The sequence below is a fragment of the Cellulomonas biazotea genome (assembly GCF_004306155.1).
GTDB classification, from domain to species: Bacteria; Actinomycetota; Actinomycetes; order Actinomycetales; family Cellulomonadaceae; genus Cellulomonas; species Cellulomonas biazotea.
In genome coordinates this window covers 1-24764 of the sequence record NZ_BIMR01000170.1, presented here as the reverse complement: position 1 = coordinate 24764, position 24764 = coordinate 1, and the positions used below count along the sequence as shown (strand labels likewise).

Annotated in this window: 25 protein-coding genes and 1 tRNA gene; 13 read left to right on the top strand and 13 right to left on the bottom strand. The window is 74.1% G+C overall.

Features of this window, described 5'->3' with window-relative positions; genetic code table 11:
* A partial coding sequence (locus CBZ_RS11650) for an FAD-binding oxidoreductase (RefSeq protein ID WP_130781709.1) occupies nucleotides 1–646 on the bottom strand: 646 nt, incomplete at its 3' end.
* 125 nt (nucleotides 647–771) lie between these two features.
* Entirely contained in the window at nucleotides 772–1389 is a 618-nt protein-coding gene (locus CBZ_RS11645) for a dihydrofolate reductase family protein (RefSeq protein ID WP_130781708.1), read from the bottom strand.
* A 192-nt stretch (nucleotides 1390–1581) separates the two neighbouring features.
* On the opposite strand from CBZ_RS11645, the gene CBZ_RS11640 reads away from it, so the two are divergent.
* The 3 genes from CBZ_RS11640 to CBZ_RS11630 all read left to right on the top strand — a co-directional run bounded on the left by CBZ_RS11640 (nucleotide 1582) and on the right by CBZ_RS11630 (nucleotide 5227).
* Nucleotides 1582–2925 carry a GH1 family beta-glucosidase gene (locus tag CBZ_RS11640; protein ID WP_130781707.1) on the top strand — a complete coding sequence of 448 codons (1344 nt, stop codon included), beginning with the start codon at nucleotides 1582–1584 and terminating at the stop codon, nucleotides 2923–2925.
* A complete protein-coding gene (locus CBZ_RS11635) occupies nucleotides 2922–4178 on the top strand; it encodes an MFS transporter (RefSeq protein WP_130781706.1) in 1257 nt (418 codons plus the stop codon). The genes CBZ_RS11640 and CBZ_RS11635 overlap by 4 nt, the downstream gene beginning before the upstream one ends.
* 65 nt (nucleotides 4179–4243) lie before the next feature.
* Entirely contained in the window at nucleotides 4244–5227 is a 984-nt protein-coding gene (locus tag CBZ_RS11630) for a hypothetical protein (RefSeq protein ID WP_130781705.1), read from the top strand.
* Between the two features lie 55 nt (nucleotides 5228–5282).
* Here the strand turns inward: CBZ_RS11630 and gtfA are convergent, their stop codons facing one another.
* The 6 genes from gtfA to CBZ_RS22000 all read right to left on the bottom strand — a co-directional run bounded on the left by gtfA (nucleotide 5283) and on the right by CBZ_RS22000 (nucleotide 12623).
* Nucleotides 5283–6821, bottom strand: a complete 1539-nt coding sequence (gtfA, locus tag CBZ_RS11625; protein ID WP_130781704.1) for a sucrose phosphorylase — start codon at nucleotides 6819–6821, stop codon at nucleotides 5283–5285.
* A gap of 37 nt (nucleotides 6822–6858) precedes the next feature.
* Nucleotides 6859–7380: a pyridoxamine 5'-phosphate oxidase family protein gene (locus CBZ_RS11620; protein WP_130781712.1), complete on the bottom strand. Its 522-nt coding sequence runs from the start codon at nucleotides 7378–7380 to the stop codon at nucleotides 6859–6861.
* 90 nt (nucleotides 7381–7470) lie between these two features.
* The gene (locus CBZ_RS11615) at nucleotides 7471–9087 is read right to left on the bottom strand and encodes a vWA domain-containing protein (RefSeq protein ID WP_130781703.1); all 1617 of its coding nucleotides are present in this window, start codon (nucleotides 9085–9087) and stop codon (nucleotides 7471–7473) included.
* Nucleotides 9088–9154: 67 nt separating this feature from the next.
* Nucleotides 9155–9283 (bottom strand): hypothetical protein, encoded by a 129-nt coding sequence (locus CBZ_RS22005; RefSeq protein WP_281274877.1) that lies wholly within the window; start codon nucleotides 9281–9283, stop codon nucleotides 9155–9157.
* A 137-nt stretch (nucleotides 9284–9420) separates the two neighbouring features.
* A complete protein-coding gene (locus CBZ_RS11610; RefSeq protein ID WP_130781702.1) occupies nucleotides 9421–11262 on the bottom strand; it encodes a glycoside hydrolase family 6 protein in 1842 nt (613 codons plus the stop codon).
* 221 nt (nucleotides 11263–11483) lie between these two features.
* The gene (locus CBZ_RS22000; protein WP_130781701.1) at nucleotides 11484–12623 is read right to left on the bottom strand and encodes a DUF4190 domain-containing protein; all 1140 of its coding nucleotides are present in this window, start codon (nucleotides 12621–12623) and stop codon (nucleotides 11484–11486) included.
* Between the two features lie 155 nt (nucleotides 12624–12778).
* On the opposite strand from CBZ_RS22000, the gene CBZ_RS11600 reads away from it, so the two are divergent.
* Entirely contained in the window at nucleotides 12779–13078 is a 300-nt protein-coding gene (locus CBZ_RS11600; RefSeq protein WP_130781700.1) for a hypothetical protein, read from the top strand.
* Here the strand turns inward: CBZ_RS11600 and CBZ_RS11595 are convergent.
* Entirely contained in the window at nucleotides 13065–13391 is a 327-nt protein-coding gene (locus CBZ_RS11595) for a hypothetical protein (RefSeq protein ID WP_130781699.1), read from the bottom strand. The genes CBZ_RS11600 and CBZ_RS11595 overlap by 14 nt on opposite strands.
* Nucleotides 13392–13645: 254 nt before the next feature.
* Here CBZ_RS11595 and CBZ_RS11590 point away from each other — a divergent pair.
* Nucleotides 13646–13718, top strand: a tRNA-Lys gene (locus CBZ_RS11590).
* A gap of 550 nt (nucleotides 13719–14268) precedes the next feature.
* Here CBZ_RS11590 and CBZ_RS11585 read toward each other — a convergent pair.
* Nucleotides 14269–14664, bottom strand: coding sequence for a hypothetical protein (locus tag CBZ_RS11585; RefSeq protein WP_130781698.1), 396 nt, complete (start codon nucleotides 14662–14664; stop codon nucleotides 14269–14271).
* Nucleotides 14665–14922: 258 nt separating this feature from the next.
* On the opposite strand from CBZ_RS11585, the gene CBZ_RS11580 reads away from it, so the two are divergent.
* On the top strand, nucleotides 14923–15297 hold the full coding sequence (locus tag CBZ_RS11580; protein WP_130781697.1) for a hypothetical protein: 375 nt from the start codon (nucleotides 14923–14925) through the stop codon (nucleotides 15295–15297).
* A 10-nt stretch (nucleotides 15298–15307) separates the two neighbouring features.
* Here CBZ_RS11580 and CBZ_RS11575 read toward each other — a convergent pair whose 3' ends face one another.
* Complete coding sequence (locus tag CBZ_RS11575; protein WP_130781696.1) at nucleotides 15308–15757, bottom strand: hypothetical protein; 450 nt, start codon at nucleotides 15755–15757, stop codon at nucleotides 15308–15310.
* A 359-nt stretch (nucleotides 15758–16116) separates the two neighbouring features.
* Here CBZ_RS11575 and CBZ_RS11570 point away from each other — a divergent pair, with 359 nt between their 5' ends.
* Nucleotides 16117–17460, top strand: coding sequence for an MFS transporter (locus CBZ_RS11570; RefSeq protein ID WP_130781695.1), 1344 nt, complete (start codon nucleotides 16117–16119; stop codon nucleotides 17458–17460).
* Here CBZ_RS11570 and CBZ_RS11565 read toward each other — a convergent pair.
* Nucleotides 17434–18564 (bottom strand): AI-2E family transporter, encoded by a 1131-nt coding sequence (locus CBZ_RS11565; protein ID WP_130781694.1) that lies wholly within the window; start codon nucleotides 18562–18564, stop codon nucleotides 17434–17436. The two genes, CBZ_RS11570 and CBZ_RS11565, sit on opposite strands and share 27 nt — an antisense overlap.
* A 174-nt stretch (nucleotides 18565–18738) precedes the next feature.
* On the opposite strand from CBZ_RS11565, the gene CBZ_RS11560 reads away from it, so the two are divergent.
* From CBZ_RS11560 to CBZ_RS11550, 3 genes are all read left to right on the top strand, one after another.
* Nucleotides 18739–19194, top strand: a complete 456-nt coding sequence (locus tag CBZ_RS11560; RefSeq protein ID WP_130781693.1) for a VOC family protein — start codon at nucleotides 18739–18741, stop codon at nucleotides 19192–19194.
* A gap of 88 nt (nucleotides 19195–19282) precedes the next feature.
* Complete coding sequence (locus tag CBZ_RS11555) at nucleotides 19283–19846, top strand: OsmC family protein (RefSeq protein ID WP_246013298.1); 564 nt, start codon at nucleotides 19283–19285, stop codon at nucleotides 19844–19846.
* 4 nt (nucleotides 19847–19850) lie between these two features.
* Nucleotides 19851–20693: a hypothetical protein gene (locus CBZ_RS11550; RefSeq protein ID WP_130781692.1), complete on the top strand. Its 843-nt coding sequence runs from the start codon at nucleotides 19851–19853 to the stop codon at nucleotides 20691–20693.
* A gap of 22 nt (nucleotides 20694–20715) precedes the next feature.
* Here CBZ_RS11550 and CBZ_RS11545 read toward each other — a convergent pair whose 3' ends face one another.
* On the bottom strand, nucleotides 20716–21708 hold the full coding sequence (locus tag CBZ_RS11545) for an aldo/keto reductase (RefSeq protein WP_130781691.1): 993 nt from the start codon (nucleotides 21706–21708) through the stop codon (nucleotides 20716–20718).
* A gap of 63 nt (nucleotides 21709–21771) precedes the next feature.
* On the opposite strand from CBZ_RS11545, the gene CBZ_RS11540 reads away from it, so the two are divergent.
* The 3 genes from CBZ_RS11540 to rocD all read left to right on the top strand — a co-directional run bounded on the left by CBZ_RS11540 (nucleotide 21772) and on the right by rocD (nucleotide 24686).
* Nucleotides 21772–22290 (top strand): hypothetical protein, encoded by a 519-nt coding sequence (locus CBZ_RS11540; protein WP_130781690.1) that lies wholly within the window; start codon nucleotides 21772–21774, stop codon nucleotides 22288–22290.
* Between the two features lie 273 nt (nucleotides 22291–22563).
* On the top strand, nucleotides 22564–23412 hold the full coding sequence (gene ddaH / locus CBZ_RS11535; RefSeq protein ID WP_130781689.1) for a dimethylargininase: 849 nt from the start codon (nucleotides 22564–22566) through the stop codon (nucleotides 23410–23412).
* 2 nt (nucleotides 23413–23414) lie between these two features.
* Nucleotides 23415–24686, top strand: coding sequence for an ornithine--oxo-acid transaminase (gene rocD, locus CBZ_RS11530; RefSeq protein ID WP_246013296.1), 1272 nt, complete (start codon nucleotides 23415–23417; stop codon nucleotides 24684–24686).
* Nucleotides 24687–24764 lie beyond the last annotated feature (78 nt).

Sequence of the window (24764 nt, the reverse complement as noted above, 5' to 3'; positions counted from 1 at the left end):
CGAGGTCGACCTCGGCGGACAGCGCCCGCGTGCCGACGTCGTGCAGTGCGAGGTCGAAGCGGGTGACGACGCCGAAGTTGCCGCCGCCTCCGCGCAGCGCCCAGAACAGGTCGGGGTTCTCCTGCGCGGTCGCCCGGACCAGGTCGCCGTCGGCGGTGACGACCTCGTACCCGAGCGCGTTGTCGCAGGTCAGGCCGACGGCGCGGGCGAGCCACCCGACCCCGCCGCCGAGCGCGAGCCCGCCGATGCCGGTGTGCGACACGATGCCGGCGGTCGTCGCGAGCCCGTACGGCTGCGTCGCGGCGTCGAGCGAGCCGAGCAGCGCCCCGCCCTGGACGTGCGCGGTGCGCGCGCCGGGGTCGACGGTGACGCCGCGCATGCGGGACAGGTCGATCATCAGGCCGTCGTCGGGGACGGCGTGGCCGACGGCGCTGTGGCCGCCGCAGCGGATGCCGAGCGGCAGGCCGAGGTCGCGGGAGACGCGGACGGCGGTGCGGACGTCGGCCGGCCCGGCGCAGCGCACGACGTACCGGGGTCGGCGGTCGACGGTGCCGTTCCAGACCGCGCGGGCCTCGTCGTACCCGGGTGAGCCGGGGACGAGGACGTCGCCGTCGAACAGGGCGGGCAGTGCTCCGGCCTCGGGCATGCCTCCGACTCTGGCCGTCGCGGTGCGTCGTGGCAACGGAGTTCCCGTCGACCTGCGCACGATCCGCGCCAGGTCCGCGCCCGGTCCGCGCCCGGTCCGCTCCCGGTCCGCTCCCGGGGAGCGCGTCAGACCTCGTCGCGGGTCATGTCGCCGGTGGCCGGGTCGGCGCCCGTCGGGCCGTAGCGCAGCGCGACGACACCCTCGCTGCCCGCGGCGGGCGGGGCGAGCAGCGTGAGGCCGGACGGGCGGACGCCGTCGGGGAACACCTTCTTGCCCTGGCCGAGCAGCACGGGGTGGACCCACAGCGTGAGGACGTCGAACAGCCGCTCGGCGAGCAGGGTCTGGACGAGGTCGACGCTGCCGATGACGTGCGTGCTCTCGTGCCGGTCGCGGACCGCCGTCACCTCGGCGACGAGGTCGGGGCCGAGCAGCGTGGACCCGGCCCAGCTCAGGTCGGGCGTGCCGCGGCTCGCGACGTACTTGGGCACGGCGTTGAGCCGGCGGCCGATGTCGTTCGCGTGCTGCGGCCAGTACGCGGCGAAGATGTCGTAGGTCCGGCGGCCGAGCAGCAGGGCGTCCATGGCGGCGATGCCGGCGCTGACCTCGCGGCCGACGAGGTCGTCGGGGAACGGCGCCTGCCAGCCGCCGAACGGGAAGCCGCCGGACGGGTCCTCGTCGGGGCCGCCGGGCGCCTGCGCGACGCCGTCGAGGGTGACGAACAGGTCGATGAGCAGGCGGCCCATGGCTCTCCTCGGCGGGTGCGCGGTCGGCACGACGGTCCGAGCGTAGACCGGCCGCGCACGAGCGGCCCGGGCGGGGGCAACGCTGCCCGGGGCCCCAGGAAGTCCGCCCGCGAAGTCGCTGTGGGCCGGGCGTCGCTCGTGGTTGGGTGCAGTCAGCGGTCAGAGGCGACCGACCGAGACGGAGGCACCCGCATGCAGACCGGTCCGAGCCACGGCCTTCCCCCGGGCTTCCTGTTCGGTGCCAGCACGGCGTCGTACCAGATCGAGGGCGCCACCACGGAGGACGGCAGGGGCCCGAGCATCTGGGACACGTTCACCGCGGAGCCCGGCCGGGTCGTCGACGGCAGCAGCGGCGCGGTGACGTGCGACCACTACCACCGCTGGCCGGAGGACGTCGCGCTGCTGCGCCGCCTGGGCGTGGACGGGTACCGGTTCTCGATCGCGTGGCCGCGCATCCAGCCGACGGGCAGCGGCCCGGCGAACCAGGCGGGTCTCGACTTCTACGACCGGCTCGTCGACGCGCTGCTGGAGGCCGGGATCGCGCCGATGGCGACGCTGTACCACTGGGACCTGCCGCAGGCGCTCGAGGACGGCGGCGGCTGGCTCGACCGTGGCACGGCGTCCCGGTTCGCGGAGTACGCGGCGATCATGGGTGACCTGCTGGGCGACCGGGTCGCGCACTGGTGCCCGGTGAACGAGCCGAACGTCGTCACGCTCAACGGCTACGGCGAGGGGTCCCTCGCGCCGGGCAAGGCCCTGGAGTTCGGCGCCCTGCCGGTCGCGCACCACCTGCTGCTGGGCCACGGTCTGGCGGTCCAGGCGCTGCGGGCCGCGGGTGCGCGACAGGTCGGGACGGCGACGAACCACGCGCCGGTCCTGCCGCTGTCGGGCAGCGAGGCCGACGTCACGGCCGCGTCGCTGTTCGACGCGCTGTGGAACCGGCTGTTCGCCGACCCGGTGCTGCTGGGCCGCTACCCCGACGGCATCGCGGACGCCATGCCCGGCCCGGTCGCCGAGGACCTGCTGACCATCGCGCAGCCGCTCGACTTCTACGGGCTCAACTACTACAACCCGCAGGGCGTCCGCGCGGCACCCGAGGGGTCGCCCGTCCCGTTCGACGTCGCCGCGGTGCCCGGCTACCCGACGACGGACTTCGGCTGGCCGGTCGCGCCGTCGGGGCTCACCGACCTGCTCGTCGAGATGACGGAGCGGTACCCGCAGATCCCGCCGATCCTGATCACGGAGAACGGCTGCTCGTACGGCATGGGACCAGACGCGGACGGGGTCGTCGACGACCAGCCGCGGATCGACTACCTCGACTCCCACCTGGGCGCCGTGGCCGACGCGGTCGCGCGCGGCGTCGACGTGCGCGGCTACTACTGCTGGTCCCTGCTGGACAACTTCGAGTGGGCCGACGGCTTCACGCAGCGGTTCGGGCTGGTCCACGTCGACTACGACACGCTCGTGCGGACCCCGAAGCGCTCGTTCGACTGGTACGCCGACGTGATTAGGGCGCACCGCGGGACGACGGCGTGAGCGTCCCGACCCGCCCCGACGTGCGGGCGCTCGCGGAGCCGACCGCCCGGACGTCGCGCGTCTGGGTCGCGTGGCTCGTGCTGGCCAGCATCGGGCTGTGGTCGGGGTTCTTCGGGCCGATCCAGGTGCTGCTCGCGCAGCAGGCCGAGGTCGTCTCCCCCGACCACAAGGAGGCCGTGCTGTCCCTGGTCACCGGGGTCGGCGCGGCCGTGTCGATGGTGCTCAACCCGGTGTGGGGCGCGTTCTCCGACCGGACCGTCCTGCGGGTCGGCCGGCGCCTGCCGTGGGTCGTCGGCGGCGCCGCGGGCGGCGCGGTCGCGATGCTGCTGCTCGCGCGGGCCGACACGGTCCCGGCGATGGTGCTCGCCTGGGCGCTCGCGCAGGCGGGCCTCAACGCGATGCTCGCCGCGATCACGGCCGTCGTCCCCGACCAGGTGCCCGTCCGCGAGCGCGGCGTCGTCGGCGGCGTCCTCGCGATCGCGCAGACCGTGGGCGTCATCGCCGGGTCGGGCGTGGCCGCCGCGACGGGCAGCATCGCCGCCGGCTACCTGACGCTCGCGGCCGTCCTCGTCGTGACGACGCTGCCGTACGCCCTGGACTCGCGTGACATCGCGCTCCCCCGCGAGCTGCGCCCGCCGCTGCGCTGGGGGCCCTTCCTGCGCGGCTTCTGGGTCTCGCCGCGGCAGCACCCCGACTACGGCTGGGCGTGGCTCACCCGGTTCCTCATGAACCTCGGCAACGCCCTGCTGGTCCTCTACCTGCTCTACTACCTGACCGACGCGGTCGGGCTGCCCGACGACCAGGCCGAGGACGCGGTGTTCGTCCTCACCGCCGTCTACGGGGTGTGCACGGTCGTCACCGCCTACGTCGGCGGGCTCTGGTCGGACCGGCTCGGGCGCCGCAAGGTGTTCGTCATCTGGTCGGGGATCGTCACCGCGGTCGCGCTGCAGCTGTTCGCCGTCGTCCCGACGCTCCCCGCGGCCTACGTCGGGGCGGTCGTGCTCGGCATCGGGTTCGGCGCGTACACCGCGGTCGACTTCGCGCTCATCACCGAGGTGCTGCCCGAGGCGAACGACCGCGCGAAGGACCTCGGCGTCATCAACATCGCGAACACGCTGCCGCAGGTGCTCGCGCCCGTCGTCGCGGCGGGCGTCCTGTGGGCGGGGCTCGGCTACCGCGGGCTCTACACGCTCGCGGCGGCCGTCAGCGTGCTCGGGTCCGTCCTGGTGGTCCGCATCCGCAGCGTCGCCTGAGCCGCCCGCACGACCGGGACGTCGGTCCCTGCCGGGTCGGACGGCGTGCGTCGTACGGTGAAGACATGCGCGCGGCCGTGCGTCTCGCTCTGTGCACGACGGCCCTCCTGGGGCTCGCCGGGCCCGCCGTCGCGTTCGCCGCCGCACCCGCACCCGCCGCCGTCGAGGTCCCGATCTGCGAGCAGACGCTGCCCGCCGCGACCGACGGCGTCCTCACGCTCGACACCCCGACCGTCCGGGCGGGTGGCACGGCGCTCGGCGTCCTGACGGGCGTCGCGCAGTGGCCCGCCGGCCTCGTCGGCGGCGGCTCGGGCGAGACGTTCCTCAGCTGCACGCCGTGGACCCCGTCCGGCGTCGCGGAGGTCATGACGACCCCCGCCGCAGGCCTGTTCCTCGTGGACGTGCCCGCGGGCACCCCGGCCGGGACCTACCCCGTGAGCCTCGTCTACTACCAGGGGTCGCAGCAGACGTCCGGCGCCGACGGCACGCTCGTGCGGCTCGGCACGACCCTGACGGTCACGACCGCGCCGGTCGCCGTGCCGTCGGTCGGCGCCGCGTGCTCGATCCCTGGCGCACCGGCGGCGTCCGGGCAGCTCGTCACGGTGGACACGGTTGCCGCGGGCGGCGTCGTCCGGCTCGGCCTCACCGCCGTCAGCGACCCCCGGATCTACTTCAACGAGTACGACGCGCTGTGGTTCGTCGCCTGCCTCGACGGCGTCGCGACGCCCGTCCTGCAGGACGTCGCGAGCACACCGTTCGACCTGACCGTCCCCGCGGGCACGCCCCCCGGCCCGCACACGATCCGCCTGTGGGGCGCCGGGGGTCTCCAGGTCATGTGGTGGGAGCGGACGGTCGTCGTCACGCCCGCCCCCGCTCCCGACCCGAACGGTCTCGCGATCACGGGCACGTCCACGGCTGCGGGTGCGACAGCCGCGGCGTTGCTGGCCCTCGGCGGCGTCGCGCTGGTCCTCGTGCGTCGTCGCTCCGCGGTGGCGCGGGGGCAGTCGTCGACCGGCGTCCGGACCGGCCACCCGACCGGCGCAGCCTGACGAGCGCGGCCTGACCGGCGACCGTCTGACCGGCGCAGCCTGACCGGCGACCGCCTCAGCCGCCGTCCGCCCTCGCCCCGGGCGAGCCGTCCGAGCCCGTCGACAGGACGTCCTCCCACACGCCCGACGCGTCACCCTGCCCCCACGCGATGCGCGCGGCACCCGACGCCAGGTCGACGTCGAGCGTCGCCCACGCGTCGGGGACGGCCACGCCGCGCCGCGCGATCGTCAGCCGGGACCCGTCGAGCCCGACGTCGGCGGGCCCGTCGAACGCGGGGTGCGCGGTGCGGAACCGGCACAGCCCGAGCAGCGCGGCGACGACGGGACGCCGCAGGTCGGCCGCGATCTCCGCATCCGTGTACCGGTGCCGGTTGATGTCGCGCCCCACGCCGGTCCGCGCGAGCAGGTCGACGTCGTTCCCGCCAGCGAGCGCCCCCACGTAGTAGACCTGCGGGATCCCGGGCGTGAAGAGCTGCACGGCGCGTGCCGCGAGGTAGCGGGCGTCGTCGCGGCCGAGCGCGTCGTAGAACGTCGAGTTCACCTGGTAGAGGTCGAGGTTCGACGCCGCTGCACCGGTCGCCCGCGCGGACGCACCGCCGGTCCGGGCGTGGATGCCCTCGACGAGCTCGTCGATCTGCGCCGGGGTCAGCAGCCCCGGTCGGGGCTCGTCGCCCGGCTCCACGGTCTGGTCCGGGCCGACGTCGATCACCCCGATCCCGTCGTGCGTGTCGAGCACCGTCACCGCGTTCACCGGGCGCTCGCCGAGCCAGCGGACCAGCGCCCGCCCGTCGCCGGTGTACAGGGCGTGCAGCACGAGCGGCGGCAGCGCGAAGTCGTACACCAGGTCCACGGACCGGCCGATCTCGACCTGCCGCCGGTAGTACGAGTGCACCTCGACCAGCACGTCGACCCCGCGGGCTCGCGCCTGCGCGGTGAACTCCTCGATGAACGCGAACGTCTCGGGCGTCATGAAGCTCGTGCTGCCCGGCGTCTTCACCGCGTACCCGACGGCGTCGAGCCGCACCAGCGCGACGTCGGCGGCGGCGACGGCGTCGAGGATCGACGTCAGGTACGCCCGCCCGGCCTCGGACCGCACGTCGATGTCGACCTGCTGCGGCGTGAACGTCGTCCACACGTACCGCTGCCGGTCGCCGAGGCGCACGGGCGTGAACGGCAGCCCGGGGCGCGGCCGGTAGATCCGGGTGAGCTCGTCCTCCGTCGCGCCGTCGGGGAAGACCGACGCCATCGTGAGGAACATCGGCGCCCACGGCGACGCGTCCCCGCGGGCCCGGACGTCCTGGAACGCCGCGGAGTCGGCGGACACGTGGTTGACGATGAGGTCGACGACGACGTCGTGCGTGCGCGCGAGGTCGCGCACGTCGTCCCACGTCCCCAGTCGCGGGTCGACCGCGGTGTGGTCGACGGGGTCGAAGCCCGCGTCGGCACCGTCGAACGGCGTGAAGAACGGCAGGACGTGGACGCCGCCGAACGCCCCGGCGAGCTCGGGCGACCGCAGCAGCCGGGTCAGCCCCGGCAGGTCGCCGCCGAACCGGTCGGCGTAGGCGATGAGCTGGACGGCGTTGCTGAGCGACATCGGTCCTCCTCGGCGGCGGTCCGCGCGGCGGTGGTCCTCATCCTTCCGCGGCCGCCGGTCCCTGACGATCCGAGGCCGCCCGGCGGTCCATGAGCTCCTGGACGTTCACCGGGAGCGTCGTCTCGAAGTCGATGAGCCGCGCCCACGTCGGCCGGACGACGATCCGCACCATCCCGTCGACGTACAGCGAGCGGACCTCCGACTCGAACCCGGCGCGCTGCTCCGCGGTCATCTCGTAGGTCCCGGACATCTGCAGGTACTCGTCGGGGATCCCGTCGACCGGGTCGAGGACCGCCACGCCGCGCAGCAGCAGGACGTGCGGCGGGTGGACCTCGGTGTCGATGGTCAGCGCGACCGCCGGGTGCTGTCGCAGCGCGGCGAGCTTGCGGGCGTTCGTGCTGGTGCACATGACGACCTCGGCGCCGTTCCAGAAGATCCCGATGGGGATCACCCGGGGCGTGCCGTCGGCAGCGACGAACGCCAGCCGCGCCAGGTCACGCCGCAGCAGCTCCTGGCTGAGCGGCCTGCCCAGCACGTCGGCGACGTCCTCCTCCCGCACCGCGACCTCCTCCACCTGGCACCGTCGGCCGACCCGTCCCGCGTCCGATGGTGCGCCCACGGGCGCGCGCCGGCCACCACGGCCGCGGCCTCAGCCGGTGAGCTCCTGGTAGGTCCCGACCAGGGTGACGAACTCCGACCGCAGCCCGTACGGGTCCTCGCCGAGCGCGGCCTGGGCCCGTTCGCGGGCCCGGGCGGGGTCGGCGCCCTCGGCGTGCTCGGAGCGCGTCACCGCGAGCGCGAACTCGACCACCGCGGAGGCGAACCGGAAGTCGGACGAGGGCCGGGTCGTGTACGTGCCGGCGTCGGCGGGGAAGACGACCTCGGTGCTCTCGTTCTGGCCGGGGTGCTTGTAGCGGACGTGCACGGTGAGGAAGTCCGTCGAGTCCCCGGCGTCGACGTCCTGGTAGTCGAGGTCGTCGGCGGACGCCTCGCCGCCCGCGGGGACGAGCTCGTAGAACGCCGTGACCGCGTGACCGGCGCCGACGTCGCCCGCGTCCTTGGTGTCGTCGTCGAACTCCTCGTCCTCCAGGCGGCGGTTGTCGTAGCCCAGGAGCCGGTACTGCGCGACGGTCGCGGGGTTGAGCTCGACCTGCACCTTGAGGTCCTGGGCGACGACGAACATCGTCGAGTCGAACTCGTCCACGAGGACCTTGCGCGCCTCGTCGAGCGTGTCGATGTACGCGTAGTTGCCGTTCCCGTGGTCGGCGATGGCCTCCATGGTGTTGTCCTTGAGGTTGCCCATCCCGAAGCCGAGCACCGAGATGTAGACGCCGGACCGGGCGTGCTCCTCGATGAGGTCGGTGAGCTGCTCCGGGGTGGACGGGCCCACGTTGAAGTCGCCGTCGGTCGCCAGGACGACCCGGTTGTTCCCGCCCTCGACGAAGTTCTTCGTCGCGAGCTCGTACGCGGTCTCCAGGCCGCGCGCACCGCCGGTGGACCCGCCGGCCCGCAGGTCGCGCAGGATCTCGACCAGCTCGCCCCGCCGGTCGCCCGGCACCGAGTCCGCGAGCACCTGCTCGCTGCCGGCGTAGGTGACGATCGAGACGGTGTCGTCCTCGTCGAGCTGCTCGACGAGGAGCTCGAACGAGTCGGCGAGCAGCGGAAGCTTGTTCGGCTCGTCCATCGAGCCGGACACGTCGAGCAGGAAGACGACGTTGTTGCCGCGGCTCGTGGGCTTCGCGGCGGTGGCCTGCACGCCGATCATCGCGAGCTGGTGCCCGGGTGCCCACGGCGCGTCCGCGACCTGCGTCGTGACCGTGAACGGGTCCTCCGCACTCGGGTCGGGCGTCGGGTAGTCGTAGTCGAAGTAGTTGACGAGCTCCTCGATGCGCACGCCCTCCGGCTCGACGCCCTGCCGCAGCTGCCGCCGCAGGTTGCTGTACGACGCGGTGTCGACGTCGGACGCGAACGTGGACAGCGGGCTCGTGCGCACGTCCTGGAACGGCTGCTCCGGCGAGTCGTCGTACTCCTCCTGCGGGTCGGTCGGGACGTCGCGCCATCCCTCCGGGGCGGGCGCGTCCTCGTAGGCGACGTCCGGCGCGTACGAGCCGTCGGACGTGCCGTCGGCGCTGCACGCACCGAGCGTCCCCACGACCGCGACCGCGACCACGCCGGCCGCGAGACGCGTGAGCGTCGTCGTCCGACCCTGCGCGCGAGCACGCCGGCTCGTCACGGGCATTGCCGTCGTCAATGACCAACCGCGCATCAGAGCCTCCATTGTTCGAGGACTGAAGCGTGGCGGCCGGAGATGGGCCGCGACCAGCACGGGAGGGTCACACGAACATCCCGTTCAGGTCACGGTGGCGGCCGTTTCCGAAATGCGGCACCCGCGCGACGACGTCCACGACCAGGGAAGTCACGGCCGTCGGCGGAACACCGAACGCCGTCGCGGCGATTTTCACGGGCGCCCCGCGGTCTTCTTCACACCATATTCACAGTTCTGTATTTCGTCCGTTATCCCGCGACGATCCGGGCCCGCACGGACTCCGTCAAAATGGCCATCAGGGTGCGCGCGAACATCACCGGCGAGCCGGACGGGTCACCACGACGCCCGTGACGCCAGACCGAGCAAGTACTCCTCCCAGAGCCGGCCGGCCGCGGGGCCCCCGCCGCACGTGCCGTCGCTCAGGCCGACCGTCTTGACCCACAGGTCGGCGACGTGCGGCCCGTCGCCGGTCGCCCGCGGCGGCGAGCCGAGGGCCCGGCCCGCCGGGTTGCACCACACGGTCCCCGCGGGCCCGGCCAGGGCACCGTTGCCGTTGCGGGAGGTGTCCACGACGAACGCGGCACCGCCGAGCAACGCCGACAGGTACCGGCCGTAGGCGACCTCGTGCTCGGACCGCTGGAAGTTCGACGTGTTGACCGCGAACCCGGCGCCCCGGTCGACGCCCGCGGCGCGCAGCCGCAGCGCCATGTCCTGCAGGGCGGCCGTGCCCCAGCCGAAGCTGTTGCTGCTCGCCGCGTCGAGGTACACCTCGGCACCCGCCGAGGCCAGCGCCCGCACGGCGTGCTGCAGCATCGCCAGCCGCTCGTCGCGGTCGCCGCACCGCTCGAGGTGCAGCAGCGCGTCGGGCTCGACGACGACGACCGCGCGCGTGCGGGTGAGCCCCGCGGCGACCTGGTCGACCCACGCCCGGTACTCCTGCGCGCTGGGCAGTCCACCCGCCGACAGCCCGCCGCAGTCCCGGTCCGGGATCGCGTACGTCACGAAGACAGGCGTCTGCCCGGCGGCCGCGGCGGTCGCCGCGTAGTTGCGGACCGAGGAGGCGACGGTCGCGGTGGCGTCCTGCGGTCCGAGCCAGCGAGCCGAACCCTGCGAGGCCGCCTTGGTCAGGAGGGCCGCGTCCGCGTCGCGGCCCTGGGCGCGGGCGTCCTGCGCGGCGCGGGCGGCGGCGGACGTCGGGTCGACGTACTGGGGCGCTGCCCGCAGGACCGTCGCGTACGCGCGGTCGTCGGTCGCGGAGCCGCTGCTCGTAGTGGTGCCCGGGCGGGTGCCGCCCAGCGGCGCCGACGCGACGGGCAGCGGCTGCGGCAGGGGCAGCGAGACGACCGTCGGGACCCGCTCGGCGGGCGTGTCGGGGGTCGACCACACCCACGCGTGCGTGGCCGAGATCAGGTACGCCCGCCCGTGGTCCTTGACGACGAGCCGCGCGCCGGGCGACGTCGTGCCGGTCGACCACAGGACCGACCCGTCCGGCGCCACGACCTGCAGGTCGCCCGAGGGTGTGACGGTGGCGTGCGCACCCGCGCGCGCCGACGGCGACTGCCACACCGTCCGGTCGGCGACGGTCAGCGTGAGCACGCCGTCGGTGCCCATCGTCAGCCGGGTCGTGCCGTCGGGGCTCGCCACGGACTCGCGCGCCAGCAGCAGCCCCCCCGAGAGCACCCGGTCGGTGCCGGTCGTGCGCGACGTCGGCCCGGGCACGCTCGCACTCTTCCACGCGACGGTCCCCGCGGTGCTGATCGTGTAGAGGACGCCGTCGGGCTTGAGCACCGTCCGCGCACCCGGCGACGCCGTCGCCGACGACCACAGCACCGCGTCGGTCCGTGAGCGGACCTCCAGGGCGCCGCCGGGCTGCTGCACGAGCAGCGCCCCCGGGTTGCCGGTGGTGCCGGTGTGCCACAGGACGCGCCCCGCCAGGGACAGGGTCACGTCGCCGTCCGCCCCGACGGTCAGCGTGTGGTCGCTGCCGACCGCGCGCAGGGTCGCGCCGGCCACCAGCGTCTGCCCGCTGAGCAACCGGTCGGCCACGTCCTGCGCGGCTGCCGGGAGCGGAGTCGTCAGGGACAGCGTGACCGCGACCGCAGAGAGCAGGCGGACGGCGACCGCGAGGGTGCGGCCGGCTCGACGGGTCGAACGGGACGGGGACGACGGGTGCATGGCCGAGCTCCTGCCAGGTGGGTTCGCCGTGCGTATCGACCGCCGGGCGACGACGTTGAGCAGCGCCGACGGACGTCACCGGACCGGCCGCGCACCCCGCACCGCAGGTCCGGCGGACAAACGTCGGACCCGTGGGTGAACCGGGCGCTACCGTGCGCGCGCGTGGCCGGACACGTCCCGCTCCCGGGCGCGGCCCGCCGAGGCCGCGACCCCTCACCCGACTACGCGGGCCCCGTCACCGACCCGTCGAGCACCGACCCCCGCAGCTCCGGGTAGTCGGTCGCCACCGCGCAGTACGCCGTCGTCGCCCCCGCCGCCCAGTCGTCCGGGTGCGGGAAGCTCACGTCCGTCCAGACGACCCACTCGTCCAGCAGGCCCGGCGCCGCACGCTCGATCAGCGCCGTGCACTCCGCGAACGCCCGGTCGTACCCCGCGTCCGCCGGGTCCGCGAACGTGTCCACCGGCCCCGGCAGCGGGAGGACCGCGACGATCTCCAGGGCGTGCTCCGTGCTGCAGTCGACCGGGTCGGCCGTGCCGAGGTCCCACGACCCCGGGTACTCCTGGAGGCAGTCGCCGACGACGAGGTCCGAGCGCAGCGTGTAGTCGGGCAGGTCCTCCTCGAACGCCAGTCCGCTCGCGACGTCCGGGTTCGACGACGCCCACACCGCGAGCCACACCCATCCGACGCACACGAGCGTGCTCACCGCCCCCACGACCATACCCGCGATCGCCATCCCGCGGCCCTTCGTGCCACGCCGGCGGGTCCTGCGCAGCGCACCGATCCCCAGTCCGACCCCGATGGGCCCCGGGATCCCACCGAGCACCACGAGCCCGCCGACACTGGTCACGAGCGAGGCGATCGCCAGCCCGTCCGTCGGCGCCGCGACGGGCATGCCGTACCCGTACGCGGGCCCGAGGTAGGCGGGCGCGCCGTACGACGGCTGGCTGTAGCCAGCGGGAGCCCCGTACGCCGGCGGACCGTAGGCGGCAGAAGCCCCGTACGCCGGCGGGCCGTAGGCGGCGGGAACGCCGTACACCGGCGGCATCGCGGGGTACGGGGCCGCTCCGAACGGGGCGGCTGATCCGGCGGGAGCCGGCGGCGCGAACGGAGCGCCGTGCCCGTACCCATACCCGCCGTGCTGCGGAGGCACGCCCGGCGTGGCGGACGGGCCCGGCTGCCCGGACGGCGCGGGCGGGTCGTAGGGCGACGACGCCCGCGGGGTCGGTGGGGCGTACGGCGACGTCACCTCGACCGACGGACGGGCCTCGTCCGCCACCCGCCCGGTGTCGGGCACCCGACGCGGGCCGCCCGGCGGGGCGAACGGCGTGCCGCCGGACTCCTGGCCCCTCTGCTCACTCACGCGCGCACGGTAGCGGAGCGGACGGTCGTCGCCTCCCGGTCCCGACGCGGTTCACCCGCCCGCCGCTGGGCGGGCACGAGGGAACGGTACGGTGCACGATCATCGGCGCCCGTCCATGCCGGAACCACGTCCACGATCGAAGGAGACCGGAGCACGTGACAGACAGGGCCCGCAGGTTCTGGGGCGTCAGCGAGGGCAAGGTCGGGTGGCTGTCGGGCTGGCACGCCCTGGTCGCCGGCGCCGTGCTCGCGGGGCTCGCGGTCTGGGCGCGCAACTGGTGGACGTTCGCCGCGATGGCGATCCTCGTGCTGCGGGCGATGGTCGCGCTGTGGCTGACACGAGCCGCCCGCCGCACCCGGGAACACGCGACCGGCGACCGCGCCGACGACGCGGCCCGCCGCGAGCAGCTCGACGCTGCTGCGCGGCAGGCCGGAGCCGGTCCTACGCGTCCGTGAAGTTGCACGTGATGACGAAGCGGATGTTCTTGTCGAACGTGTAGGTGCGGTCACCCTCGTTGGCGTCGCCCAGGTCGCTCACGAAGTACGACTTGCCGGTGTTGATGACGACGAACGCCACGGGCGACGGCTTGGTGTACGCACGCACGCCGTGCCCCACGGTCGCCTTCGAGCAGTCGTAGACGCCCCCGTACTCCCATGTCGTCGGGTCGGCTCGCGGGTCGGCAGGACAGGCCGCGGCCGGTCCGGCCGAGGCGAGCAGCGCGACCCCCGCGATCGCGGCTGCGGTGAGTGTCAGGCGTAGACGAGCCATGAAGTGCCCCCTCGATGAACGACGGGCACCGCGCGAGTCGCGGTGTCCGGTTTGTCCACGTTAGGGGCGACCTGCAGTCTTCCTGAAGAGCCGCCGCAACGTTTCACCCCGAGCACGGTGCGCTCGCCTGGCCCACCAGCCAGTCGCCGCGTCGCCACCGGCCAGGTTTTCGTGATGGGATCCAGCACGGAGGGCGCGGACAGGACGACACGGGAGCAGTCCCGAGGTTCGACGGATCGATCCCCGCATCCCCCGGGCCTCTAGCTCAATCGGCAGAGCAGCGGACTTTTAATCCGCGGGTTGTGGGTTCGATCCCCACGGGGCCCACCTGACCTGTGTGGTTCCGCCTGATGCTGGACGTTTCGTGTTCGGCTGAGCGTCGACGTGGTTCCGGGTCGCCTGACACACCGATCGAGTACGAGACCATCAACACCCCTCAGGTCGCACTCGCCGCCTGAGACCGCTATCACCTACTCGTGCAGCAGACCCCAACGCGCTCCTGGGACCTGTCGTCATGCACAGTTGTCCACGTGCGCGCCGGCGACTTCCTCCCGTTCCACGGTCACGTCGTGTGGTTGACCTCCGAACAGGGAGGTCGGCAGTCGGGGCCTCCTCCGACTCCGCCCGACCAGGACTACGCGGCCACCGCATTCGTTCCGCCCGCTACCGTCGACGACGGTCTCGCGTCATTCGTGCTACGCGTCCGGGATCGAACGGCGTGGCGTTCGCGAGCCGACGGGTGCTGGCTGGTCGTCGAGAACGTTCCGCCGAACCAAGTGGGCCCAGGCGATGTGATCGTGGTGACCGAGGGCGCCCGGACCGTCGCCTACTTCCATGTCGACGCGGTCGATGTAGACATCCCCACCCGTCTCGTCGCTCAGCGGAAGTAGTTCCACCCGCCGTGTGCCTTCACGCGCTCCGCGCTGTCGACCAGCACATCCACCCCGTCGGGATCTGGCCAGCCAGCATCACGGAACGCGTCGCAGATCTCTGTCCGTAGCGCGAGCAGCCACTCGTAGTCGACGGACTCCGGTCGAAGCGATGGCAGCAGCGTTGGTGTGACGGCTAACCACTCCGGCAGTTCGTCGCTTGGCCGGCCGTCGAGCAGCAGCCAGACAACGAGATGCTTCGGATCGAGCGTGACCGCGCCGTAGTGGAACACCATGGCGACGCGAACACCGTCGCGCTCGCGCCCGGTCAGCCGCCGGCCAACTCGGCGAACGACCTTGCTGGCGAGCCGAGCGTCGACCGGAGTCGGATCGTGGCGCGTCACAGCGTGGAGCGTCCCACGGGCGCTGACGCATTGAGCTGTAGTCGCAAGGCGAAGATGAGCGCCGTCAGCGCAAGGTGTCGAGCACGGCTGCTGTCAGGCTCTCGAGCTGGCGCTTGAGCGCGGCATCCTTGACGCGAGCCTCCTGGGCCGGACCAGAGCATCAGCAAGCCCGGCTCGGATGCTCCCGTCCGTCGCGATGGCCAAGTCCGGGCGAGTGGGCGCGTCGACGTCCGTCTCGTCCCGTGGAAGGTGGCGCGCATGCCCGACTCTCTCATCGCGGTCCGAGACGGCGGCTTCCGGTTCGACACCCACGCGGTCACCCACGCGTTGAGCGCGAGGTGGCCTCGTGCCACGTTCACTGCCGCGACCGGTCGGCTCGCCGCGCTGTCCGCCGGGCAGTTCGACGTCAACGACGGGGCAGCGCCGTTCGCGCTCGTGGAGGTCGACATCGAGGGCCAGTCGTTGGGCATCGACTGGACGGGCCCGGACATCCTTGCCGCGATCGTCGCGGTCGTGACCGGTGTTTCCGGCTTTCCCGACGACGGCTCGGTCGTCTTGAGCGACTGGGCCCTCGACGTCGTCCCGCTCGCGCCGCACATGTCCCAGGACGAGGTCACCGCACTGAGAGGGTGACGGCCGGCGGCTACTCCTTGGAGCAGGACGTCGTGGTCACCGCGGACTCGTCGGTGTAGGCGATGCTGATCGACTCGGCCGCGGCGTGGACGGACATCGTCCCGTCGTTGTTGCCCCACGTCGCACCGGTGAGCGCGCCGAGCCCGTCGGTCCGCTCGGGCACGCCGAGGAACGTCCCCTCGAGGCGGTCGGAGCCGGCGTCGACGCTCAGCGTCCCCGTGGCGAGGTCCCACGAGCCCTTGTAGGTGCCGGCGGTGGTGAAGCCCGCGTCGTCGACCGTCGCGGTCCAGGTGCCGTCGCCGACCTCGACGGTCGCGGTGGTGGAGTCGCCCTCGCCGCTCACGGCGGTGCACTCCCACGTGCCCTGCACCCACGACTCCACGGCGGCCGACCCGGCGCACGCCGTGAGGACGGCGACTCCGGCGGCAGCGGGAAGCAGGTACTTGACACGGTTGCGCATGACTTCTCCATGAATCTTCGGCACGGCGGAACAAAGGACGATCCGCCCATCGGAGGCGAACCGTCCCGTGCTAAATCTACGGCGCGACGACGGCACGATTCCCGGACGTAGTCCCAGGTGGCAGCCTCGGCGCCGTCGTAGTGGAGGCGAATTCGGGCGAACTCGCGGGCGAAAATGGGCGACTGGGCGCAAGACGCCGACAATGCGCCGCGACGGCGGTGACGAACGGCACACCGCCGATTCGCGCGAAGACGCCCGTGGACACCCGCCGGGCCCGCCCGGACGCCCGACGTACCCTGGGGCGCATCCCCCGGTCCCACCGCGCTCCCCCGCGGGCCGGGCCCGTGAGAGGTTCCGCTGTGCGCGTCACCACGCCCGACCCGGCGCGTGCCGACGCACCCGTCGCTCCCCCGGCCGCGGTCTCCCGACGTGCCGCGGTGGTCTTCACGGCGGCCGTCGTCGCGTACTTCGTGGCGGTCGTGCACCGCACCGCGATGGGTGTGGCGGGGGTCGAGGCGGTCGACAGGTTCGGGCTGTCGGCGACGGGGCTGTCGATGTTCGCGGTCGTGCAGCTCGTCCTGTACGCGGGCATGCAGATCCCGGCGGGGCGGCTGCTGGACCGGTTCGGTCCGCGTGCGGTCATCACGGTCGGCTCGCTGGTGATGGCGGTCGGGCAGCTCGTGCTGGCGGTGGCGGACTCGACGCCGACGGCGCTGGTCGCGCGGGTGCTGCTGGGTGCGGGCGACGCGGGGATCTTCATCAGCGCGGTGCGGCTCATCGCGGAGTGGTTCCCGCCGCGGCGTGCGCCGGTGATGGTGCAGGTGACGGGCCTGATCGGTCAGTCGGGGCAGCTCGCCTCCGCGATCCCGGTGGCGTGGGTGCTGCACCACCAGGGGTGGGGCGCGACGTTCGGCGTGCTCGCGGTGACGGGTGCGCTCGCGACGGTGGTCGCGTTCGTCGGGATCCGCAGCGCGGCGCCGCGCGAGCGGGTCGCGCACGAGAGGTTCGCGCCGGCGGTGCGGGCGGCGGTGCGTCCGGCGGGCACGCGGCTGGGGTTCTGGAGCCACTTCGCGACGCCGTTCAGCGCGAACGTCGTGGCACTGCTGTGGGGCGTGCCGTTCTTCGTGACGGCGCAGGGGCGGACGCCCGCGGAGGCGAGCGCGCTGCTGACCGCCCTGACGGTGACGGCGATGGTCACGGGGCCGGTCGTCGGGCGGTTCACGGCCCGGCACCCGCTGCGACGGTCGTGGTCGGTGCTCGCGAGCTGTGTCGTGACGCTGCTGGCGTGGGTGTGGCTGCTGGTGCCGTCGACGCCGCGGCCGCTGTGGCAGCTCTTCGTGTTCGTGGTGCTGGTCGCGGTCGGCGGACCGGTCGCGCTGGTCGGGATGGACTTCGCGCGGACGTTCTCGCCGGCGTCGGCGCTGGGCACGGCCACGGGGTTCGTCAACACGGGCGGGTTCACGTCGACGATCGTGGCGCTGCTCGGCGTCGGGGTGGTCCTGCAGGTCGTGGAGCCCGACGGTGCCGGCACGTACTCGCTCGACGCGTACCGCGTCGCGTTCTCGGTGCTGCTCGTGCCGTGGGTGGTGGGCGTCGCGGGGGTGCTGCTGAGCCGGCGCCGCACGCGGGCCGTGATGCGCGAGGAGGGCGTCGTGGTCCCGCCGGTGCGGGAGGTCCTACGACGTCGCCGCGGGGTCCGCTGACGGCCGCGGGTCGACGTCCGGCGCGGCGGGCGGCGCGGCGCCAGGGGCGGGCGCGACGCCGCGGTCGCCCGACAGCCACCGCAGCCAGCGCGTCGACGGGTCCGGCTCGAGCACGAGGGCCCGCACGAGCAGCGTGAGCGGGATCGACAGGACGGCCCCGACGGGCCCGATGACGAACGACCAGAACGTCACGGACACGAAGCTCAGGGTGAGCGACAGGTCGACGGCGTCGCTGACGAACTTCGGCTGCACGAGCACCTGCAGGACGACGTTGACGACGCAGTACACGGCGACGACGGCGAGCATGAGCGGCCACCCGCCGACGACGAGCGCGAGCACGGCGGGCGGCACGAGCCCGAGCACGAACCCGATGTTCGGCACGAAGTTGGTGACGAACGCGAGGATCGCCCACACGACGGGCGCGGGCACCCCGAGCATCCACAGCGCGATGCCGTCGATCACGGCGACGACCGCCCCGAACGTGGCGTTGACGACGTAGTAGCGGCGCACGCCCGACGTGAACCGGGCGACGCGGGCGAGGGTCGCGCTGCGCTCGGCGCCGAAGACGTCGCCCGCGTGCGCGTACCGGGCGCCGTCGGCGGCCATGAACAGCACGTACGCGAAGACGAGGAAGAGCGCGCCGAGCACGGACACCGCCGACGAGCCGAGGCTGGTGGCGAGGTCGACGAGCCGCGCGGGGTCGAGCGCGCCGGACGCGGCGTCGGCGGCCGCGCCCTCCAGGCCGAGCGCGGCGAGCCGTGCGGAGACCTCGTCGAGCGCGACGCCGAGCTCGTCGGTGTAGTCGCCGACCATGACGGCGAACCGTGCGACCGCGAACGCGATGAGCCCGGCGATGGTGAGCAGCACGAGCCACCCGACGACCACGACGACGGTCGTCGCCGCCCACGACGGCCAGCCGCGCCGCACCAGCGGGTGGCGCAGCGGGTGCACGATGACGACGACCACGGCGCCGAGCGCGAGCGGGCCGAGCAGGTCGCGCCCGGCCCACACGCCGCCGAGCACGACGACGGTCGCCGCGAGGACGAGGAGCGTGCGCGAGGCCGCGCCGGCGACGGGAGGTGCGCCCTGGTCCTGCTCGCTCACCGGCACCTCCCCGTCGTCCCGGCACCCGCCGGCCAGGCCCACCCTCGCGCGGACGCCGACGGCCGTCCAGCCACACGCCGGTGGGCCGCCCAACCCGGGCGCGCCGCCCGCGACAGGGGTGTCGGACCCCGTCGCTAGCGTGGACGAACCACCCCACGACCGAAGGAACCGGGCATGTCCGCACAGCTCACGCTCCGTGGCATCTGCACCCTGTCCCTCTGGGCCGACGACGTCGCCGCCGCCGGTGCCTGGTACACCGACCTCCTGGGCGTCGCGCCGTACTACGCCCGCCCGGAGCCGCCCGAGCCGCCGGGCTACCTGGAGTTCCGTCTCGGCGACCACGAGACCGAGCTCGGCATCATCGACCGCCGCTACGCCCTGCCCGGGCTGCGCACCGGCGAGCCGGGCGGGATCGTCGCGTACTGGGCGGTCGACGACGTCGAGAAGGCGCTCGCGACGTTCCTCGCCGCGGGCGCGACGCCGCTCCAGCCGCTCACCGAGTACGGGCCGGGCTTCGTCACGGCCGCGGTCGTCGACCCGTTCGGCAACGTCATCGGCCTCATGTACAACCAGCACTACCTCGACGACGTCGACGCGGGCGCGACCGGGGACCCGGTTCCCGAGCACTGAGACGCCCGGACCGCCCGGACGTGCGCGTCCTCGCTGGGCGAACGCTCCCGAGCGGTCCGGCTCAGGTCCGCGTGGCAGGATCGGCCGCATGACGACGGACCAGACGGTGCAGACGGCCCCGCAGGCGACGGCCGCCGGGGCACCCGCCCCCCACGCGCCGGCCGACGACGCGGCCACGACCGACGTCCCCGCGCCCGTGCACGCCGTGCCGACCACTCCCGACGTGACGACGAACGCCGGCGACACCCACCTGTGGGTCGAGCGGACCGGCAAGCGCCAGTACACGGGCCGCTCGTCGCGCGGCGCCGAGGTGCTCATCGGCTCCATCGGCGACGAGGGCCGGTTCACGCCGGGCGAGCTGCTGAAGATCGCGCTCGCGGGCTGCAGCGGCCTGTCGGCCGACGCGGCGCTCGTGCACCGGCTCGGCGACGACGTCCCCGTGACGATCAACGTGAGCGGCATGGCGCACGACCAGGAGGACCGCTACCCGGCCCTCGCGGAGGAGATGGTGGTCGACCTGTCGGGTCTCGACCCGGCGGCGCGCGAGCGCCTGCTGACGGTCGTGCACCGCGCCATCGACCAGCACTGCACCGTGGGACGGACGCTCGACCACGGGGCCACGGTGACGCTCACCGTGACCGGGGAGCGCTGAGCCCGTGCCGCGCCTGGTCGAGGCCGCGCTCGCGAAGGCGGTGACCATCCCGTCGTCGACGATCCACGCGCACGTCGACGCGCTGCGCCGCCGCAACCCGGAGGCGACACCGCACGAGCTCGTGCGGCTGCTGGAGAAGGAGTACCTGGTCGTCGTGGCCGCCGCGGGCGGTGCCGTCGGCGCGGCGGCCGCCGCTCCCGCGGTGGGCACGGGCGTCGCGCTCACGTTGACGGCGAGCGACGTCGCGACGTTCTTCGGCGCGTCGGCGGCGTTCTCGCTGGCCGTGGCGAGCGTGCACGGGATCGACGTCGAGGACGTCGACCGTCGCCGCGCGCTGCTGCTGGCAACGATCCTCGGCGAGTCGGGCGCGAAGGCGGTCGGCGACGCCGCGGAGATCTCGACGTCGAACGTCGCGCGCATCCTGCTGACCCGGATGCCGATGGCGACCGTCAAGAAGGTCAACTCGACGCTCACGCGCAAGCTCGTCCGCACGCAGCTCACCCGGCAGGGCGGCCTCGCGCTCGGCCGTCTGATCCCCTACGGCATCGGCGCGGTCGTCGGCTGGACGGGCGCACGAGCCCTGGGCCGCACGGTCATCCAGGGCGCGCGCGCGGCGTTCGGGCCGCCCCCCGTGCAGTTCCCGCAGCTCATCGAGGTCGCGGCCGAGGTCGGTCCGGACCAGCGGCCGAAGGTCATCACGGCGGAGCGCGAGCTCGGCGAGCAGACCCTGCCGACGCTCACGGCCGTCCCCGAGCAGCGCTCGGCGCCGCGGCGGCTGCGCGGCGCGCTCACGGCACGTCGCACCCCGAAGGTCCCGGACCAGAACCCGCCGTCGTCGGAGTCCTGACCCGGCTTCGGGGCGGCGCGCGTCACCAGCGCGCGTGCACGTGCTCCCGGATCGCGTCGTCGTAGATCGCGCGCAGACGGTCGGACGTCTCGGCGTCCGTCGGGGGCAGGTCGGCCGACGCCGCGTTGGCGCGCGCCTGGTCGGGCGTGCGGGCGCCCGGGATGACGACCGAGACCCCGGGCTGGTCGACGATCCAGCGCAGGGCGAGCTGCGCGGTCGTCGCACCCTGCGGGGTCAGCGCGGCGACCTGCTGCGCGGCGGCGACGCCGACGTCGTACGGGACACCGGAGAACGTCTCGCCGACGTCGAACGACTCGCCGTGCCGGTTGAAGCTCCGGTGGTCGTCCGCCGCGAACTGGGTGTGCGCGTCGTACTTGCCGGACAGCAGCCCGGACGCGAGCGGCACGCGCGCGATGATCCCGACGCCGGCGTCGGCGGCGGCCGGGAGCACCTGCTCGAGGGGCTTGCGACGGAACACGTTGAGGATGATCTGGATCGTCGCGACGTGCGGCCGGGCGATCGCCGTGAGCGCCTCGTCGACGGTCTCGACGGACACCCCGTAGGCGGCGACCCGGCCCTCGTCGACGAGCGTGTCGAGCGCGTCGTAGGTCGACTCGCGGGAGAGCACCGCGGTGGGTGGGCAGTGCAGCTGGACGAGGTCGAGGGTGTCGACGCCGAGGTTCGTGCGCGACCGGTCGGTCCAGGCACGGAACGCGTCGAGCGTGTACGCGTCGGCGACGTGCGGGTCCGCCCGGCGACCCATCTTGGTCGCGACGGTCAGCCCCGACGACGCCCCGCCGCGGGCCGCGAGGAAGCGCCCGACGAGCTTCTCCGACCGCCCGTCGCCGTACACGTCGGCGGTGTCGAGGAACGTCACGCCCGCGTCGACGGCCGCGTCGAGGACCGCGAGAGCCACGTCGTCGCCGACGTCGCCCCAGTCACCCCCGAGCTGCCAGCAGCCGAGCCCGACGACCCCGACAGGCCGTCCCGTGCGTCCCAGAACCCGCGTCTCCATGCCGCCGACGCTACCGTGGGAGACCGGTGCCGCCGCGCACGCCCACGACGAGGGAGCTCCACCGTGCCGACCGTCACCCGGACCCTGCCGCTGTCCCCGCTGCGCGCGTGGGACCTGGTCGCCGACGCCCGCAACCACGCCCGCTGGATCCCGTTGACCCGCGTCGACGTCGTCGACGGCGAGGTGGTCGCGGTGACGGGACCGCGGGCGCGGCGGGGTGGGGGCGGGCTCGTCGACCGCATGCGCATCGACCGGTTCGACCCGCCGGGCGATCGCCCGGGCGAGACGGGCGTCGCGGTGTTCGTCAAGGTCGGCCGGGTCCTGCGCGGGACGGCACGGATCGAGGTCGGGCCCGTCGGTCAGGGTGTCGGCCGCACGCGCGCCGGCCGTGCGGCCCGACAGGGCGTCGGGGCGCCCGGGGCGTCGGCGAGGGTCGCGTGGAGCGAGGACGTCCACCTGGCCGGGCCGCTGCCGCGCCGGCTGACGTCGACCCTCGCGGCGCCGGTCCTCGCCGGGATGATGTGGCTGGCCCTGTGGCAGGCCGACCGCGAGGCGCGACGCGACGCGCCGCACCACCTCTGACCGCGCCGCGAGGCGCCGCACCACCTTCTCCCGCGCCGCCGATGGGCCGCCTCCGGGACGGCTCATCGCCGACGCGCGACGCCGTGACGCAACAGATCGCCGCACCAGGCGCGAACCGCGCAACGGATCCGGTCCAGACGCGCAATCGCCGTTGCTCAGGACCGCGCCGACCCGGACCTAGGCTCGAACCGACTGCCGTGCCCGCACGCCGCGCCCGGCGGTCGAGCCTGCCGTCCGTCCCCCACCGTCCCCTGCCGTCCCCCGAGGAGCACGATGACGACGACCGCCCCCGGTGCCACGCGCCGCCACTACCTCATGTGCGAGCCGCGCTTCTACACGGTGTCGTACGAGATCAACCCGTGGATGGACAAGACGCGGTTCACCGACGTCGACCTGGCGGTCCGGCAGTGGCGCACGCTGCGCGACACGTACCTCGACCTGGGGCACACGGTCGAGACGATCGAGCCGATCGAGGGCCTGCCCGACATGGTCTACGCGGCGAACGGCGCGACGGTCGTCGACGGCGTCGTGTACTCGGCGCGGTTCCGGTACCCGGAGCGTGCGGCCGAGGGCCCGGCGTACCAGAAGTGGTTCGCCGACCGCGGCTTCGTCACGCACACGGCGGCGCAGGTCAACGAGGGCGAGGGCGACATGCTCGTCGTCGGCAGCATGGTCCTGGCGGGCACCGGCTTCCGGACCGACCGCGCCGCGCACGCGGAGGCGCAGGAGCTGTTCGGGCGCCCCGTCGTGTCGCTCGAGCTCGTCGACCCGCACTACTACCACCTCGACACGGCCCTCGCGGTCCTGTCGAGCGACCCGTCCGACCCGCAGGTCGCGTACTACCCGCCGGCGTTCTCCGCGGGCTCGCAGTCGGTCCTGCGCCAGCTCTTCCCGGACGCGGTCCTCGCGACCGAGCGCGACGCCGTGGCGCTCGGGCTCAACGCCGTCTCCGACGGCCAGAACGTCGTCGTCGCGCCCGCCGCGACCGACCTCGCGGCCGCGCTGCGCGAGCGCGGGTACACCCCGATCCCGGTGGAGACGACGGAGCTGCTCAAGGGCGGCGGCGGCGCGAAGTGCTGCACGCTCGAGATCCGTCCGGCCGGGGCTCCGACGGAGGTCTGACCATGACCGCGGTGCAGGACGCGGACCAGCACGCGGGCGCGCACCACGTGGACGGCGCGCACGCGCGCTCGACGCTGGCACCGAACTACCACCCGCTGCCCGTCACGGTCGCGTCGGGCGAGGGCTCGTGGGTCACGGACACCGACGGCCGGCGCTACCTGGACCTGCTGTCGGCGTACTCGGCGCTGAACTTCGGGCACCGGCACCCGGCGCTGGTCGCGGCGGCGCACGCGCAGCTCGACCGGCTCACGCTGACGTCGCGGGCGTTCGACCACGACCTGCTGCACCCGTTCGCGGACCGGCTGGCCGCGCTCGTCGGGCCGCTCGTCGCGGGCGAGCCGATGGTGCTGCCCATGAACACGGGCGCCGAGGCGGTCGAGACGGCCATCAAGGCGGCCCGCAAGTGGGGCTACGACGTCAAGGGCGTGCCCGACGGGCAGGCGCGGATCGTCGTCGTCGACGGCAACTTCCACGGCCGGACGACGACGATCGTCTCGTTCTCGTCGGACCCCGAGGCGCGCGACGGCTTCGGCCCGTACACGCCCGGCTTCGTCCGGGTGCCGTACGGTGACGCCGCGGCCCTGGCGGCGGCGCTCGACGAGCGGACCGTCGCGGTCCTGCTGGAGCCCGTGCAGGGCGAGCAGGGCGTCGTCGTCCCGCCGCCCGACTACCTGCCGGCGGTCCGCGCGGCGTGCACGGCGGCGGACGTCCTGCTCGTGGCCGACGAGATCCAGAGCGGCCTCGGCCGCACGGGCACGACGCTGGCGTGCGAGGTCTGGGGCGTCCGGCCGGACCTGGTGACGCTCGGCAAGGCGCTCGGCGGGGGCGTCGTCCCCGTGTCGGCGGTCGTCGGCCGGGCCGACGTCCTCGGCGTGCTCACCGCGGGGACGCACGGGTCGACGTTCGGCGGGAACCCGCTCGCGTGCGCGGTCGGCCTCGCGGTCGTCGACCTGCTGGAGTCCGGCGAGCCGCAGGCGCGCGCACGCGAGCTCGGCACGTGGATGGGCGGCCGGCTCGACGCGCTGGTCCGCGACGGGCTGCTCGCGCGCGTGCGCCGCATCGGCCTCTGGGCGGGCCTGGACGTACAGCCCGGCCTTCCCGGCGGTCCGACGTCGGGGCGCGACCTGTGCGAGCGCCTGCTGGCCCGCGGCGTCCTCGCGAAGGACACCCACGGCAGCACCATCCGGATCGCACCGCCGCTGACGATCACGCAGGACGACCTCGACCTCGCGCTCGACCACCTGACCGACGCCCTGCGCGGGACGACCGCCTGACCAGCGTGACCGCCTGACGCACGGACCGCGCGCCGCCCCCGAAGCCGGGGTGCGGCGCGCCGTCCGTGCGACCGGCGT

Excerpts from the sequence above, each read along its gene's own strand:
- CBZ_RS11645 (WP_130781708.1), bottom strand. The coding sequence starts at position 1,389 with ATGGGCCGCCTGCTCATCGACCTGTTCGTCACCCTCGACGGCGTCGCG.
- CBZ_RS11640 (WP_130781707.1), top strand. The coding sequence starts at position 1,582 with ATGCAGACCGGTCCGAGCCACGGCCTTCCCCCGGGCTTCCTGTTCGGT.
- CBZ_RS11630 (WP_130781705.1), top strand. The coding sequence starts at position 4,244 with ATGCGCGCGGCCGTGCGTCTCGCTCTGTGCACGACGGCCCTCCTGGGG.
- gtfA (WP_130781704.1), bottom strand. The coding sequence starts at position 6,821 with ATGTCGCTCAGCAACGCCGTCCAGCTCATCGCCTACGCCGACCGGTTC.
- CBZ_RS11615 (WP_130781703.1), bottom strand. The coding sequence starts at position 9,087 with ATGCGCGGTTGGTCATTGACGACGGCAATGCCCGTGACGAGCCGGCGT.
- CBZ_RS11610 (WP_130781702.1), bottom strand. The coding sequence starts at position 11,262 with ATGCACCCGTCGTCCCCGTCCCGTTCGACCCGTCGAGCCGGCCGCACC.
- CBZ_RS11595 (WP_130781699.1), bottom strand. The coding sequence starts at position 13,391 with ATGGCTCGTCTACGCCTGACACTCACCGCAGCCGCGATCGCGGGGGTC.
- CBZ_RS11580 (WP_130781697.1), top strand. The coding sequence starts at position 14,923 with ATGCCCGACTCTCTCATCGCGGTCCGAGACGGCGGCTTCCGGTTCGAC.
- CBZ_RS11575 (WP_130781696.1), bottom strand. The coding sequence starts at position 15,757 with ATGCGCAACCGTGTCAAGTACCTGCTTCCCGCTGCCGCCGGAGTCGCC.
- CBZ_RS11560 (WP_130781693.1), top strand. The coding sequence starts at position 18,739 with ATGTCCGCACAGCTCACGCTCCGTGGCATCTGCACCCTGTCCCTCTGG.
- CBZ_RS11555 (WP_246013298.1), top strand. The coding sequence starts at position 19,283 with ATGACGACGGACCAGACGGTGCAGACGGCCCCGCAGGCGACGGCCGCC.
- CBZ_RS11545 (WP_130781691.1), bottom strand. The coding sequence starts at position 21,708 with ATGGAGACGCGGGTTCTGGGACGCACGGGACGGCCTGTCGGGGTCGTC.
- ddaH (WP_130781689.1), top strand. The coding sequence starts at position 22,564 with ATGACGACGACCGCCCCCGGTGCCACGCGCCGCCACTACCTCATGTGC.
- rocD (WP_246013296.1), top strand. The coding sequence starts at position 23,415 with ATGACCGCGGTGCAGGACGCGGACCAGCACGCGGGCGCGCACCACGTG.